Origin of the sequence: Bacillus paramycoides (genome assembly GCF_038971285.1) — a bacterium.
Taxonomy (GTDB): Bacteria; Bacillota; Bacilli; order Bacillales; family Bacillaceae_G; genus Bacillus_A.
Genome location: NZ_CP152427.1, coordinates 3,554,540 through 3,568,936, shown reverse-complemented (window position 1 = coordinate 3,568,936; position 14,397 = coordinate 3,554,540). Strand labels below are relative to the sequence as shown.

Sequence of the window (14,397 nt, the reverse complement as noted above, 5' to 3'; positions counted from 1 at the left end):
GTACGTATGTATGTATTCACAAATGTAAGAGCAAGATTACAAAGGTGAAAATATGATTGTTTTTCTATTTTGTGATAGCATGAAATTTGGAAATAAGCATCAAGAGGAGGACTATAAGTGAAGTTAATTTCATGGAATGTAAATGGTTTGCGAGCAGTTATCGCAAAAGGTGGATTTTTAGAATATCTTGAGGAATCCAATGCAGATATATTTTGTTTACAAGAGATTAAATTACAAGATGGGCAAATTGATTTAAACCTAGATGGATATTATACATACTGGAATTATGCTGTGAAAAAAGGCTATTCAGGAACGGCTATTTTCACGAAAAAAGAACCGCTTTCTGTTACATACGGTTTAGGCATTGAAGAGCATGATCAAGAAGGACGAGTTATTACTTTAGAGTTCGAAGATTTTTACATGATTACGTTATATACACCAAATTCAAAACGAGGATTAGAGCGTTTAGATTACAGAATGAAATGGGAAGATGATTTCAGGGCTTATATTAAGCAATTAGATGAAAAAAAGTCCGTTATTTTTTGCGGAGATTTAAACGTTGCTCATAAAGAAATCGATTTAAAAAATCCAAAAAGTAATCGTAAAAATGCTGGATTCTCTGATGAGGAACGAGAGAAATTCACACGTATTTTAGAAGAAGGGTTTGTTGATACATATCGTTATCTTTATCCTGATCAGGAAGGTGCATATTCGTGGTGGTCGTATCGTATGGGAGCGAGAGCAAAAAATATTGGATGGCGTTTAGATTATTTTGTTGTTTCTGAAAGAATGAAAGACCAAATAACAGAGACGAAAATTAATAGTGAAGTGATGGGATCAGACCATTGCCCAGTTGAATTACATATAAATTTCTAAAAAAAGAAGTATCTCCCTAACATTAGGCGGATACTTCTTTTTTTATTCAGTTTGTTAAAATTTTTCAAATCTTTCTTGAAAAAATTGCATATTAAATATATACTTAGTAACGATAATCATTATCATTGAAAAAGATTATCAATGGATGAGGTGTAAAAGAATTATAGTTTAGGGGAAGTGAACGAGAATGAGTTCTGGATAGGATTATTAATCTAATGAAATATATATGTAAGACAAGTTTCATATAGTTAAATTTTATTGAAAATTCGAGAGGAGTTATATAAAGATGAATAAGAAGTTATTTACATTAGGGATGGTTACAGTTTTAAGTGTAGGGCTAGCAGCATGTAATAGTACGGATAAGACTTCAGGAGAGCAAAAGCAACAGACAAAAGCTACGGAAACGAAAAAAGACGAAAAAAGAAAAATTACATATTTAGGTAAAGAATATACAGTGCCAGCAAAAGTAGATAAAATTGCGACAGCTAGTTTAGAGTCAATGGAAGATGCAGCAGTACTTGGTCTTAAGCCAGTCGGTGCTATTACTGTAGGTGGTAAATTACCGAAGTATCTTGAGAAAGATTTAGAGGGTGCGAAATCTGTTGGTGAGAAAATGCAACCAAATTTTGAAACATTACTTCAATTAAAACCAGATGTTATTACATCAAGTACGAAATTCCCAGCAGAAACAGCTGAAAAGTTTACGAAAGTAGCTCCTACATTCCCGGTATCACACGTTTCAACAAATTGGGAAGATAACTTAAAGTTAATGGGAGAATTAACTGGTAAAAAAGATAAAGCAGAAAAAATTATTAAAGATTACAATGCAGATGCCGAAAAAGCAAAAGCAAAACTAGGAGATAAGTTAAAAGACAAAAAAGTTCTTGTTATTAGACTAAGAGCAAACGAATTATTTCTATATCCAGAAGGAGTATACTTCAATCCTGTAATTTATAAAGATCTTGGATTAACTGCTCCAGAACAACTTAAAACTGTAAAAGCACAAGAGAAAATTTCATTTGAAAAACTTGCTGAACTTAACCCGGATTATATTTTCTTACAATATGAGACAACTGAAAATAAAAACCCGAAAGTGCTAGAAGAAATTGAAAGCAATCCAATTTGGCAAAGTATGAATGCTGCGAAAGAAAAGAAAGTATTTGTAAACGTTGTAGACCCAATGGCACAAGGTGGTACAGCTTGGAGTAAAACAGCATTCTTAAAAGAAGCAGTGAAAAATTTATCTAAATAATACAATAAGTAAGGTGCGTTGAATGATATGCAGAAAACAAATGCAGTACCAGTGACTATATTATGTATAGCACCCATACTCATCTTATTTACAGTTATACTTTCGATTTTGTATGGGGCCAAAAGTATTGATGCTGAAACAGTGTGGAACGCATTATTTCATTTTGATTCAAGTGATGTAAATCATAATATTATTATTACTTCACGTTTACCAAGGGTAGTTGCTGCTCTTTTAGTCGGAGCATTTCTAGCCATATCAGGAGCACTTATGCAGGGGATGACAAGAAACTATCTTGCATCCCCTTCTATTATGGGTGTGACAGATGGGGCAGCTTTTGTTATTACACTTTGTATGATTTTTCTTCCGGGCATGTCATCGGTTGGTATGGTTTTATGTTCAATGATTGGTTCTGCACTAGGAGCAGGTATTGTGTTTGGTTTTGGTTCACTTCTTCAAAACGGCTTATCACCAGTCCGGTTAGCAATTATAGGGACAGTTATTGGAACGTTTTTAAGCAGCGTATCGGCTGCAATGGCTTCGTATTTCCAAATCTCTCAAAATATTAGTTTTTGGTTTAATGCAAAGTTAGACCAAGTGGACCCGAATATTATTAAAATTACGATACCGTTTGGAATAATTGGAATAATTTTAGCATTGTTAATATCAAAATCTATTACCATTCTTTCTTTAGGAGAAGAAGTGTCTATTAATTTAGGGCAGCGTACAAAACTAGTTAAAGCAATGGCTATTTTATCAGTTATTTTCTTAACAGGAACGGCAGTTGCTTTAGTGGGGAAAGTTGGTTTTGTAGGTTTAATTATTCCGCACATTACCCGCTTTATAATTGGAGTAGATTATAAATGGATATTGCCATGTGCAGGCGTTATTGGTGGGGTTTTCTTAGCGTTATGTGATGTTTTAAGTAGATTTGTAAATTATCCATTTGAAACGCCAATTGGAGTCGTAACATCTTTAATTGGAATTCCTTTCTTCCTTTATTTAATCCGTACAAGAGGAGGAGAGAGACATGCTTAAAAGTTCAAGCCAACGTTTTGGAATGACGATGGGGATTATTTTATTTTTAATACTATGTGCTATTTATATTAGTTTAACGAATGGTATGTTTGATATTACGATTACAGATGTATGTAAAACACTCTTTAGAATAGATCCAGTACCAGACCATGATTTAGTTATTTTTGAGTTCCGTCTTCCGCGCATTTTAATCGCTGGATTAGTAGGCTTAGGCTTAGGTGTTGCAGGTGCTGTAATTCAAGGGATTACGAGAAACGGACTGGCAGACCCAGGTATTTTAGGAGTAAATGCCGGAGCAGGAACAGCGATCGTCATCTTTATGTTTTTCTTTCAAGGACAATTAAAGAGCACCGACTGGGTTTCTATTATGATGATGCCAATGTTTGGTTTAGTCGGCGGATTAGGTGCAGCTATCATCATTTATCTGTTTTCTTGGAAAAACGGTAAGTTAGATTCGCAGCGTCTTTTATTAACAGGGATTGCAATTGGATCAGGATTTGGAGCATTTTCTATGTACCTATCACTCAAAATGAAGTCAACTGATTTCGAGATGGCTGCAGTTTGGGTATCGGGAAGTATATATAATGCAAACTGGAAGTATATTGTTGCAATGTTGCCGTGGCTTATCATATTAATTCCGCTTATACAAAAGAAAGCTTATTTATTAGATTTATTTCAATTGGAAGAAACGAGTATTACAAGTTTAGGTGTTTCAGTAGAAAGAGAGAAATCTATTTTACTACTAAGTAGTATCGGACTTGTTAGTGCATGTGTTGCTGTTTCAGGAAGTATTGGTTTCATTGGACTAATGGCACCGCATATAGCGAAAAGACTTGTCGGCATTCAGCATAAGCATATCATTCCTACGTGTGGAGTAATCGGTATGTTCCTTGTAATTGCTTCAGACTTTATTGCAAAAACAGTCTTCACACCTGTAGAGTTACCAGTGGGAATCGTTATTTCTATTGTCGGCGTACCGTATTTCTTATATTTACTTTATAAGGCGAAAGCGTAAGAGGAGGAATAAAAGTGAGTATTTTAAGTGCAAAAAATTTAGAAACGAGTTATGAAAAGCTTACAGTGTTTCGCGATTTAAATGTGGAAATACAAGAAGGAAAAGTAACGACAATTATAGGACCAAACGGGTGCGGTAAATCTACACTGTTAAAAACAATGGGAAGAATTTTAAAGCAAAAGAGCGGTAAAGTCTATTTACAAGGACAGGATTTAAATACAATTCCAACGAAAGAAATTGCGAAGCAGTTAGCTTTACTTCCGCAAACTCCAATTGCACCAGGAGAGCTGAAAGTAGAAGAATTAATTTCTTATGGACGCTATCCACATCGAAATAACGTAAATAAGTTAACTTCAAAAGATAAAGAGATGATTGATTGGGCCTTAGATATAACGAAAACATCTGAATTTAGAACGAGACAAATAGCAAATCTATCTGGTGGTCAAAGGCAAAAGGTATGGCTAGCGATGGCTTTAGCACAAGAGACAGAAGTGTTACTACTAGATGAACCAACAACATATCTTGATATGTCTCATCAATTAGATGTATTACAAATTGTGGAGAGGTTAAATAAAGAACATAATTGTACGGTCGTAATGGTACTACACGATATTAACCATGCAGCAAGGTTTTCAGATGAGATTATTGCAATGAAGGAAGGGGAAATCGTTACAACTGGTATCCCAGAAGAAATCATAACAAATGAAGTGTTAAAAGAAGTATTTCATATTGATGCGCGTGTCATGATTGATCCGTATAATGGGTCTCCTGTTTGTTTTGGGTACGATAGCGTTGGACTTCAAGAAGAGAAAGTTGAAATATATGTAATGAGTTAAAAAGGGGGGATATAAGATGAATACTACGATTGAAAAACAGCAGATTATAACATCTAATACGGAACAGTGGAAAATGTATTCGAAAATAGAAAGTAAGGAATATCAAATTTATATTTCAAAGCCGAGGCAACCAGCACCAGAGTCAGGCTATCCTGTTATATACGTATTAGATGGCAATGCCTTTTTTCAAACATTCCATGAAGCGGTTAAAATACAATCAGTTAGGGCAGAAAAAACAGGTGTTTCACCAGCCATTATAGTAGGTATTGGTTATCCGATTGAAGGGGCATTTTCAGGTGAAGAAAGATGCTATGATTTTACGCCTAGCGTAATTTCAAAAGATGCGCCTTTAAAACCAGACGGTAAACCGTGGCCTAAAACAGGAGGAGCAAATAATTTCTTTACTTTTATTGAAGAAGAATTAAAGCCGCAGATTGAAAAGAATTATGAGATTGATAAAAGAAAACAAACGTTATTTGGGCATTCACTAGGTGGTTTATTTGCTTTACATATACTATTCACAAACGCAAATGCTTTTCAAAATTATTTTATTAGTAGTCCGTCTATTTGGTGGAATAATCAATCTGTTCTTGAAAAAGAAGAGAATTTTATAAATGAATTAAACAGTGCCAAGTTTGAAACGGGAGTGTTCCTTACAGTTGGATCACTAGAACGAGAGCATATGGTTGTAGGGGCAAATGAATTATCAGAGCGCCTTTTCCAAGTAAAACATGATCAGTTTAGATTTACGTTTTATGAAGCTGAAGGGGAGAATCACGCATCTGTTGTGCCGACTTCTTTAAGTAAAGGGTTAAGATTTATTAGTCACGTATAATTTGGAATGATTGTCTAATAAAATGCAAACGAAAGGCTATGGGGAAATTCTCCATAGCCTTTCGTTTGTTCAAGTAGAATTGTCCTTTTTGAAAGTTTTGTTTCAACTTTTCGTCTAAAGAGACAAAAAGTTGTCACAATTCGGTCACAATTAGCATAAACATAAAATAGACGAAATGAACTTATTTCCAAAAAGGCTTAGTTCATTCCATTTATGATTAGTGGAGCTAAAAGAACGGATTAAAAGTTCACTATATTCTCAAGGAGGTAGATCGTATGAAAACTATTCTCGCTATCGCTGGGCTTATTTGGGTTTTATCACATGGCATTCCAATTTATGAGGGAGAACAAATTCGCAGTGCTCTAAATAAAAATTTTAATGAATATCACGTTATTGATCGGCAAGATAATGTTGTGACAGTTCGTGTAAATGACTGTTTTCATACGGTAACCGTTGAAGGAACTTCAGTAGTGAATGATACAAAAGTATGTGATCAGCAATAATTATATATAGGAAGAAAGAAGTCTCAATTTATACGTGTGGATTGAGACTTTTATATTTGTGATTGAAGTTTTTTTCATAAACAATTATTGACATAACGAGTTTATGTTGATAAAATTCAATTCATAAAATATAGATAATTTAATAGATTTCGAATCAGATGAAAATTAAATCTGATTTCTCTTATCCAGAGAGGTGGAGGGACTGTGCCCTATGAAACCCAGCAACCATCAATTTTTACATTGAAATGGTGCTAATTCCTGCAAAGCAAATGCTTTGAGAGATGAGAGAAAGGGATAGTATCGATATATGCATACAAACCTTTCTGCTCATTCTAAGGGCAGAAAGGTTTTTTGTTGTTCAAATGTGAGTGAAGACTATTCTGAGGGAAAATAGAGCGATTTATACAGTCCGTGTGCAGGAGGAATAACGATGTGAAAATCAATGAACCAATTTGTGCATGTCCTAGTGTTGTTCTAATAAAATGGATTATTGATTTGTTACAGCGTGAATTAATAAATAAATACATAAAAGAAGAAGGGTGTTTACAACATGAAAAAACTATTACTATCAGGACTTATTACAACGACAATTTTTGGTTTAGCTGCTTGTGGAGGAAAAAGTGAAGATAAGCTTGTTGTTGGTGCTTCTAATGTACCTCATGCAGTTATTTTGGAAAAAGCAAAACCATTACTTGAGAAAAAAGGTGTAGAACTAGAAATTAAAAAATTCCAAGACTACGTATTACCAAATAAATCATTGGCGAATAAAGAATTAGATGTAAATTATTTCCAAGGTATTCCGTTCTTAGAGAAAGAAATGAAAGACAAAAAATATGATTTTGAAGTAGCTGGAAAAATACACATTGAACCAATCGGTTTATATTCTCAAAAATATAAAAATCTAAAAGAGCTTCCAGATGGTGCAACAATTATTATGAGTAATGCAATTACTGATCATGGACGTGGTTTAGCGATTTTACAAAAAGAAGGTATTTTAAAAATTAAAGATGGTATAGATCCTGTAAAAGCAACCGTAAAAGATATTGCAGAAAATCCGAAAAATTTGAAATTCAAAACAGACATTGAGCCTGGTTTATTAACACAAATGTATAAAAATAAAGAAGGTGATGCTATTTTAATTAATGCTAACTATGCAATTGATGCAAAATTAAATCCAAGAAAAGATGCAATTGCGATTGAAGGTAAGGATTCTCCATATGTAAACGTAGTTGCAGTTCGTAAAGGTGACAAAGATAAGAAAGAAATTAAAGCACTTGTAGAAGTATTGCATTCGAAAGAAATTGAAGATTTTATTAATAAGGAATATAACGGTGCTGTTATTCCTGTAAAAGAATAACTTTGAAAACTAAGAAATTGTACTCTTTACAACTACGTATTTTATAACTGATGAAAATTAATTATTTTATTAAGGGCTACTAAGGTAGCCCTTTTATATTTGCAACGAGAAATTGTTAGGGAATGTACATTAATGGAGGCTTTAGTTGAAGAACATAGCACAAAAGTGAATAAACATTTTACTTTATTAAGTTCTGATGGAGAATGTAATGTTTTTTTGAAAAAGGAAAGGGTATCATGAAAATTGAGACTGAGAAGCTAATAAATTGTTAAGAATAAGCTTAGAGCGGAAATATACTCATATGGGGTATCATACATAGATAATTAATGCTATAATTGGTATACTCGTAAAAGCAATTGTTTTATTGGATGAAGAGAAACTTTAAGAAGGTGATAATATGGGTCATAAAGAGCATGAAGCGGTAACACATAGATCAGAAAAAGAAAAAGAACAAATTATAAATAGATTAAAGAGAATTGAAGGACAGGTCCGCGGTATTCAAAATATGATTGAAAATGATCGCTATTGTGTGGATATTTTAGTGCAAATTTCAGCGATTAATGCAGCGATGAAAAAAGTAGGAATGGGTGTATTAAAAAACCATACAAGTCATTGCGTTTCAGGTGCTATTAAAGATGGCAATGGTGACGAAGCAATTGAAGAATTAATGACTGTATTTGAACGTTTTTCAAAAGCGTAAAAACAAGCTAGTATGTAACTGGCTTGTTTTTTGTTTACTTTCATATAAGGTTTCGGGGTATTGATGTGAAAAAGTGTATGTAAAATAAACTTTTAGAAAATAATTGAAAAATCATGATACAAAACCATTGATTACCTTAGGGGGGTATGGTAAGATGTAATTGTGATTAACAAACAATGAAGAAACAAGAGGAGGATTTTAAATGGAACAGTTAACATTAAAAGTTGAAGGTATGTCTTGTGGACATTGTGTAAATTCTATTGAAAGCAGTGTGAAAGAACTAAACGGTGTTGAACAAGTGAAGGTTCAATTAGCAGAAGGCACTGTTGAAGTTACTATCGACTCATCAGTTGTAACGTTAAAAGATATCGTTGCTGTAATTGAAGATCAAGGATACGATGTTCAATAATTATTTTTTAGATATGGAAATAAATCGTACTTTATAGAAAGTACGATTTATTTTGCTAATAATTATACCTCATAAGGGTATATAGAGGTGAGAGACATGAATGAACAGAAAGAGGCCAATCTTCAAATATCAGGAATGACATGTGCGGCATGTGCGAATAGAATTGAAAAAGGTCTGAAAAAAGTAGACGGTGTTCATGATGCAAATGTAAATTTTGCACTTGAAAAAACAAAAATAATGTATGATCCTCAAAAAACAAATCCGCAACAATTTAAGGAAAAAGTTGAATCGTTAGGATATGGAATTGTAAGTGATAAAGCTGAGTTTACTGTTTCAGGGATGACATGCGCAGCATGTGCGAATAGAGTAGAAAAGCGTTTAAATAAGTTACAAGGTGTGAACGGAGCGACAGTAAATTTCGCTTTGGAATCGGCTACAGTAGATTTTAATCCTGATGAAATTAATGTAAATGAAATGAAGAGTGCAATTACGAAATTAGGATATAAATTGGAAGTGAAATCAGATGAGCAAGACGGATCAACTGATCATCGCTTACAAGAAATTGAGCGACAAAAGAAGAAATTTATCATTTCGTTTATTTTATCATTCCCGTTACTTTGGGCAATGGTAAGTCATTTCTCATTTACATCGTTTATTTATTTACCTGATATGCTTATGAACCCTTGGGTGCAACTAGCTCTTGCAACGCCAGTTCAGTTTATTATTGGTGGGCAATTTTATGTTGGGGCCTATAAAGCGTTACGTAATAAAAGTGCTAACATGGATGTTCTTGTGGCACTTGGAACGTCGGCCGCCTATTTCTATAGTGTATATTTAAGCATTCAATCTATCGGTTCTTCGGAACATATGACAGATTTATATTTTGAAACGAGCGCGGTACTTATTACACTAATTATTTTAGGTAAATTATTTGAAGCAAAAGCAAAGGGACGTTCATCAGAAGCAATTAAAAAGTTGATGGGTTTACAAGCAAAGACAGCTACAGTTGTACGAGATGGAACAGAAATGAAAATTTTAATCGAAGAAGTAGTAGCTGGTGATATCGTTTATGTAAAGCCTGGTGAAAAAATCCCGGTAGATGGAGAAATTGTAGAAGGAAAGTCAGCAATAGATGAATCGATGTTAACAGGTGAAAGCATTCCAGTTGATAAAACAATTGGGGATGTAGTAATCGGTTCTACAATGAATAAAAATGGATTTTTAAAAGTGAAAGCAACTAAGGTAGGAAGGGATACTGCATTAGCTCAAATTATTAAAGTAGTAGAAGAGGCTCAAGGTTCAAAAGCTCCTATTCAAAGGGTAGCAGATCAAATTTCAGGTATTTTCGTGCCGGTTGTAGTTGTAATTGCTATTATCACATTTGCAGTGTGGATGATCTTTGTTACACCAGGTGATTTTGGCGGAGCACTTGAGAAAATGATAGCAGTACTTGTTATCGCTTGTCCGTGTGCATTAGGTCTTGCAACGCCTACATCTATTATGGCTGGGTCTGGAAGATCAGCTGAGTATGGTATTTTATTTAAAGGTGGAGAGCATTTAGAAGCAACGCATCGATTAAATACAGTTATTCTAGATAAAACAGGTACTGTGACAAACGGGAAGCCCGTGTTAACAGATGTAATTGTAGCAGATGGATTCCATGAAGAAGAAATACTACGTTTAGTAGGTGCGGCAGAAAAAAATTCTGAACACCCACTTGCAGAAGCGATTGTAGAAGGAATTAAAGAAAAGAAAATTGATATCCCAAGTTCAGAAACGTTTGAAGCGATCCCGGGATTCGGTATTGAATCAGTTGTAGAAGGGAAACAATTATTAATTGGTACACGTCGATTAATGAAGAAATTCAATATTGATATTGAAGAAGTTTCTAAATCAATGGAAGAGCTAGAACGAGAAGGAAAAACAGCAATGTTAATAGCAATAGATAAGGAGTATGCTGGTATAGTTGCCGTTGCAGATACTGTAAAAGATACTTCAAAAGCAGCTATCGCAAGACTTAAGAAAATGGGTCTAGACGTTGTTATGATTACAGGAGATAATACACAAACTGCTCAGGCAATCGCTAAACAAGTTGGTATTGATCACGTAATTGCAGAAGTAGTACCAGAAGGAAAAGCAGAAGAAGTGAAAAAACTGCAAGCGCAAGGTAAGAAAGTAGCAATGGTTGGAGATGGAATAAATGATGCTCCTGCTCTTGCAACGGCGGATATCGGTATGGCAATTGGAACAGGAACGGATGTAGCGATGGAAGCAGCAGATATTACGTTAATCCGTGGTGATTTAAATAGTATTGCTGATGCAATCTTTATGAGTAAGATGACGATTAGAAATATTAAGCAAAACTTATTCTGGGCACTAGCTTATAATGGCTTAGGAATCCCGATTGCAGCGTTCGGCTTCTTAGCACCTTGGGTTGCAGGAGCTGCTATGGCATTTAGTTCTGTATCGGTCGTATTAAATGCATTACGATTACAAAGAGTGAAATTAAAAAAATAAAAATCTATATAGTAATTGCATAGGCTTATAAACAAAAACAATACTTTGAAATAAGTATTGTTTTTGTTTATATAGAAAGAAAAAAGATATAATAAAGCAGAAATATTGAATACTAGGTGGTAGACAAGTTAAATGATAGTTTAGTAAGGAGGTTCATATATGTTAAAAAATACGATCATTAGAACATTCTATAAAGAGGATTTAGAACAAGTATTACAGTTGTTCTATGAAACAGTTCATACAATTAATGCAAAAGATTATAACGTATTACAGCTACAGGCATGGGCACCAGAGCGACTAGATAGAGAAAGTTGGTTACATTCTTTAGAGAAAAATATTAGTTATGTAGCGGATGATAACGGTATGATAGTAGGATTTGGCGATTATAATGATGATCATTACGTAGATCGTTTATTTACACATAAAGATTATCAAGGGAAAAGGATAGCCTCATACATACTACAGAAGTTAGAAAAAGAAGCAGTGAACTTGGGGCGTGGAGAGATATATACAGAGGCGAGTATTACAGCAAAACCTTTCTTTGAAAGGAAAGGTTTTATTTGCATAAAGGAACGAAAGAAAAAGCATAATGGTCAGATTTTTATTAATTATGTAATGAAAAAAATAGCCCTCTCGTAAACGAGAAGGCTATTTTTTTCATTATTTTACAGCTTCTTTTAGTTCTTTACCAGCTTTGAAAGCAGGTACTTTAGAAGCTGCGATTTGCATTTCTTCACCAGTTTGTGGGTTACGGCCTGTACGAGCAGCTCTTTCGCGAACTTCGAATGTACCGAATCCGATAAGTTGTACTTTTTCACCAGCAGCTAAAGTGTTAGTGATTGATTCTACTACAGTTTGTACAACTACAGTAGCTTCTTTTTGAGAAATCTCAGCGTTTTGTGCTACGTTTTTAATTAATTCTGTTTTGTTCATGTTTTTCACCTCATATGTAAATAATGCTATTTAAGTTGTTATTATAACGTATAAAGCATTCGAGAACAAGTGTACGTACATATATTCGTAAAAAAAATGAAATTTGTAATATTTTTTAGAGCCATTGTATAGACGGTACATTTAAGCGGATACAGATTTTTTCTTTAATTCGGTTTGCTCTTTATTGGAAGGCAGTTTTTTATTATAAGATATGAAATAAGGTAATGCTACAAATAACATACCTCCTACTAAGTTTCCGAAGAAAACAAAAATAAAGTTTGGAAAATATTCGATCCAAGTTAAATGACCAGCAAAAATTGCAGCTGGAATGACAAACATATTAGCTACAACGTGTTGAAATCCAATTGCAACAAAAGTCATAACTGGGAACCAAATGCCGATAATCTTTCCGATAAATTCTTTACTTCCCATACTAAGCCAAACAGCTAAACAAACGAGCCAATTACATCCGATTGCAGAAATAAAGGCTTGCAGTGGTGTATCTTGAAGTTTAGCTTGCGCAATAACAACCGTTTTCGCTAAAAAAGCGCCCTCTGTTAATCCGACGATATGACCGAAAAAATAAGCAACGAATACAGCACCTATGAAGTTGCTAAACGTAACAATGACTAAATTTCGAATGAAGTGAAATAAGTCGATTTTTTTGTGAAGCCACGCCATTGAAACGGTCATCATATTGCCAGTTACTAGCTCACCGCCTGCAAGAATGACGAGTATAAGACCGATAGGGAATACAGCGGCACCTAGAAAACTAGTAAACGATCCCCAAGACTTTGGCATTGTTCCAATAACATGAATATCGAGTAAATATCCTAATGCTATGAAAGCACCACCAAAAAAGCCGAGAATTAGCATAGGGAGTAATGATAAATAAGCTTTTTTTCTTCCGGAATTAGTAGCAAGCTCCGTAATTTCTTCTGGTGTAAATACAGACATGAATAATCTCTCCTTAATAAAATGATGAAATAAATAGATGGAACATTTTTAAGAATCTATGTATTATAAAAATATGTTATGACTTCTGTATAAATTTGTCAAAGTGAGTAGGGTGAAATTGGATATAACTACATTGTTTATGTTGTCACACTAATGTAACAATAAGGCTTTAAAGTACTTCTAGAGGTGAGAACATGAATACACATCATGTAAAAAAAGAACAAAAGAAATCAATCGTCAAGATATTTATAATCAGTTTCATAAGTATAGTAATAATTTCAATAAGTTTGTATTTCTACGCGACAGAAATAGAGAGAAAACTAGTAACAGTTACGTGGAATGAAATAGAAGCTTCTACAATTCCTAAAGAGTTTAATAATAAGAAGATATTACAATTCTCAGATGTGCATTTAGGGCCAGAATTTACATTGAAACAACTAGAAAATTTGGTAGAGAAGATGAATACGTTGCATCCAGATATAGTAGTTTTTACAGGGGATTTAATAGATAAGTTTGGATCGTATAAGGCAGAAAGAGAAGAAGCGAAAGGCATTTTGCAGAAAATACATGCGTCCTTAGGGAAATATGCAGTGTTTGGGAATCATGATAGAGGCGGGGGCGGTAGTTTATTTTATAAAAAGTATATGGAGGAAGCTGGTTTCTCTGTGTTAGTAAATGAAGTGCAGAAAATTAAAGCGGAAAATGGCAAATATATTACAATATCAGGTTTGGATGATTTTTTATTAGGGAAGCCGCAAATAGACACGACTTTAAAACAAGTAAGGCAACAAGATTTCAATATGCTCTTAGTACATGAGCCGGATGTTGTAGACAAAGTAGCTCGTTACCCAGTTGATTTTCAAATGTCAGGACATAGTCATGGAGGACAAGTTCAAATTCCTTTTATAGGTCCATTAATTACTACAAAATTAGCTGAGAGTCATATTGAAGGTATGTATGAATTAGAAGGAAAGAATAAGCCGTTACATTTATACGTAAATCGTGGTATTGGGACAACCCGAATGCCTGTTAGATTTTGGAGTGTACCTGAACTTTCAGCATTTGTATTGAAGCAAAATAGTAACTAGACTACTTTAGATTAGTAGGAGGGCTTTCAAAGAAAGTCAGAGTGATGGAAAACCTTTAGGGGTTCCCATCACTCTGAATAAAAA

15 protein-coding genes and 1 riboswitch are annotated in these 14,397 nt (G+C 34.1%); of the genes, 13 read left to right on the top strand and 2 right to left on the bottom strand.

Features of this window, described 5'->3' with window-relative positions; all coding sequences use genetic code 11:
* The first annotated feature begins 117 nt into the window (after nt 1-117).
* The 12 genes from AAG068_RS18315 (at nt 118) to AAG068_RS18260 (ending at nt 11,974) form a co-directional block, all read left to right on the top strand.
* A complete protein-coding gene (locus AAG068_RS18315) occupies nt 118-876 on the top strand; it encodes an exodeoxyribonuclease III (protein WP_342715370.1) in 759 nt (252 codons plus the stop codon).
* 286 nt (nt 877-1,162) lie between these two features.
* A complete protein-coding gene (locus AAG068_RS18310; protein WP_342715369.1) occupies nt 1,163-2,128 on the top strand; it encodes an iron-hydroxamate ABC transporter substrate-binding protein in 966 nt (321 codons plus the stop codon).
* Between the two features lie 27 nt (nt 2,129-2,155).
* Nucleotides 2,156-3,163 (top strand): FecCD family ABC transporter permease, encoded by a 1,008-nt coding sequence (locus AAG068_RS18305; protein ID WP_342715368.1) that lies wholly within the window; start codon nt 2,156-2,158, stop codon nt 3,161-3,163.
* Nucleotides 3,156-4,178, top strand: a complete 1,023-nt coding sequence (locus AAG068_RS18300; protein WP_342715367.1) for a FecCD family ABC transporter permease — start codon at nt 3,156-3,158, stop codon at nt 4,176-4,178. The genes AAG068_RS18305 and AAG068_RS18300 overlap by 8 nt, the downstream gene beginning before the upstream one ends.
* A 14-nt stretch (nt 4,179-4,192) precedes the next feature.
* A complete protein-coding gene (locus AAG068_RS18295; protein ID WP_342715366.1) occupies nt 4,193-5,014 on the top strand; it encodes an ABC transporter ATP-binding protein in 822 nt (273 codons plus the stop codon).
* Nucleotides 5,015-5,030: 16 nt separating this feature from the next.
* Nucleotides 5,031-5,849 carry an alpha/beta hydrolase gene (locus AAG068_RS18290; protein WP_342715365.1) on the top strand — a complete coding sequence of 273 codons (819 nt, stop codon included), beginning with the start codon at nt 5,031-5,033 and terminating at the stop codon, nt 5,847-5,849.
* Nucleotides 5,850-6,124: 275 nt separating this feature from the next.
* Complete coding sequence (locus tag AAG068_RS18285) at nt 6,125-6,352, top strand: hypothetical protein (RefSeq protein WP_000849106.1); 228 nt, start codon at nt 6,125-6,127, stop codon at nt 6,350-6,352.
* A 178-nt stretch (nt 6,353-6,530) separates the two neighbouring features.
* A riboswitch (SAM riboswitch) is annotated at nt 6,531-6,640 on the top strand.
* A gap of 262 nt (nt 6,641-6,902) precedes the next feature.
* Nucleotides 6,903-7,709, top strand: a complete 807-nt coding sequence (gene metQ, locus AAG068_RS18280) for a methionine ABC transporter substrate-binding lipoprotein MetQ (RefSeq protein WP_342715364.1) — start codon at nt 6,903-6,905, stop codon at nt 7,707-7,709.
* A 397-nt stretch (nt 7,710-8,106) separates the two neighbouring features.
* A complete protein-coding gene (locus AAG068_RS18275) occupies nt 8,107-8,409 on the top strand; it encodes a metal-sensing transcriptional repressor (protein WP_000509876.1) in 303 nt (100 codons plus the stop codon).
* Between the two features lie 202 nt (nt 8,410-8,611).
* Entirely contained in the window at nt 8,612-8,818 is a 207-nt protein-coding gene (gene copZ / locus AAG068_RS18270) for a copper chaperone CopZ (protein ID WP_166702093.1), read from the top strand.
* 96 nt (nt 8,819-8,914) lie between these two features.
* A complete protein-coding gene (locus AAG068_RS18265; RefSeq protein WP_342715363.1) occupies nt 8,915-11,335 on the top strand; it encodes a heavy metal translocating P-type ATPase in 2,421 nt (806 codons plus the stop codon).
* 159 nt (nt 11,336-11,494) lie between these two features.
* A complete protein-coding gene (locus AAG068_RS18260; protein ID WP_342715362.1) occupies nt 11,495-11,974 on the top strand; it encodes a GNAT family N-acetyltransferase in 480 nt (159 codons plus the stop codon).
* A gap of 21 nt (nt 11,975-11,995) precedes the next feature.
* Here the strand turns inward: AAG068_RS18260 and AAG068_RS18255 are convergent, their stop codons facing one another.
* Nucleotides 11,996-12,268: an HU family DNA-binding protein gene (locus tag AAG068_RS18255; RefSeq protein WP_001043904.1), complete on the bottom strand. Its 273-nt coding sequence runs from the start codon at nt 12,266-12,268 to the stop codon at nt 11,996-11,998.
* Between the two features lie 141 nt (nt 12,269-12,409).
* Nucleotides 12,410-13,225 (bottom strand): formate/nitrite transporter family protein, encoded by an 816-nt coding sequence (locus AAG068_RS18250; RefSeq protein ID WP_342715360.1) that lies wholly within the window; start codon nt 13,223-13,225, stop codon nt 12,410-12,412.
* Between the two features lie 194 nt (nt 13,226-13,419).
* Here AAG068_RS18250 and AAG068_RS18245 point away from each other — a divergent pair, with 194 nt between their 5' ends.
* Nucleotides 13,420-14,313 carry a metallophosphoesterase gene (locus AAG068_RS18245; protein WP_342715359.1) on the top strand — a complete coding sequence of 298 codons (894 nt, stop codon included), beginning with the start codon at nt 13,420-13,422 and terminating at the stop codon, nt 14,311-14,313.
* The last annotated feature ends 84 nt before the right edge of the window (nt 14,314-14,397 follow it).

What these genes read in the sequence shown, in the direction of transcription:
- AAG068_RS18250 (WP_342715360.1), bottom strand. Translation starts at nt 13,225, where the DNA reads ATGTCTGTATTTACACCAGAAGAAATTACGGAGCTTGCTACTAATTCC.
- AAG068_RS18260 (WP_342715362.1), top strand. Translation starts at nt 11,495, where the DNA reads ATGTTAAAAAATACGATCATTAGAACATTCTATAAAGAGGATTTAGAA.
- AAG068_RS18245 (WP_342715359.1), top strand. Translation starts at nt 13,420, where the DNA reads ATGAATACACATCATGTAAAAAAAGAACAAAAGAAATCAATCGTCAAG.
- AAG068_RS18265 (WP_342715363.1), top strand. Translation starts at nt 8,915, where the DNA reads ATGAATGAACAGAAAGAGGCCAATCTTCAAATATCAGGAATGACATGT.
- AAG068_RS18305 (WP_342715368.1), top strand. Translation starts at nt 2,156, where the DNA reads ATGCAGAAAACAAATGCAGTACCAGTGACTATATTATGTATAGCACCC.
- AAG068_RS18310 (WP_342715369.1), top strand. Translation starts at nt 1,163, where the DNA reads ATGAATAAGAAGTTATTTACATTAGGGATGGTTACAGTTTTAAGTGTA.
- AAG068_RS18300 (WP_342715367.1), top strand. Translation starts at nt 3,156, where the DNA reads ATGCTTAAAAGTTCAAGCCAACGTTTTGGAATGACGATGGGGATTATT.
- AAG068_RS18285 (WP_000849106.1), top strand. Translation starts at nt 6,125, where the DNA reads ATGAAAACTATTCTCGCTATCGCTGGGCTTATTTGGGTTTTATCACAT.
- AAG068_RS18275 (WP_000509876.1), top strand. Translation starts at nt 8,107, where the DNA reads ATGGGTCATAAAGAGCATGAAGCGGTAACACATAGATCAGAAAAAGAA.
- AAG068_RS18290 (WP_342715365.1), top strand. Translation starts at nt 5,031, where the DNA reads ATGAATACTACGATTGAAAAACAGCAGATTATAACATCTAATACGGAA.
- copZ (WP_166702093.1), top strand. Translation starts at nt 8,612, where the DNA reads ATGGAACAGTTAACATTAAAAGTTGAAGGTATGTCTTGTGGACATTGT.
- AAG068_RS18255 (WP_001043904.1), bottom strand. Translation starts at nt 12,268, where the DNA reads ATGAACAAAACAGAATTAATTAAAAACGTAGCACAAAACGCTGAGATT.
- metQ (WP_342715364.1), top strand. Translation starts at nt 6,903, where the DNA reads ATGAAAAAACTATTACTATCAGGACTTATTACAACGACAATTTTTGGT.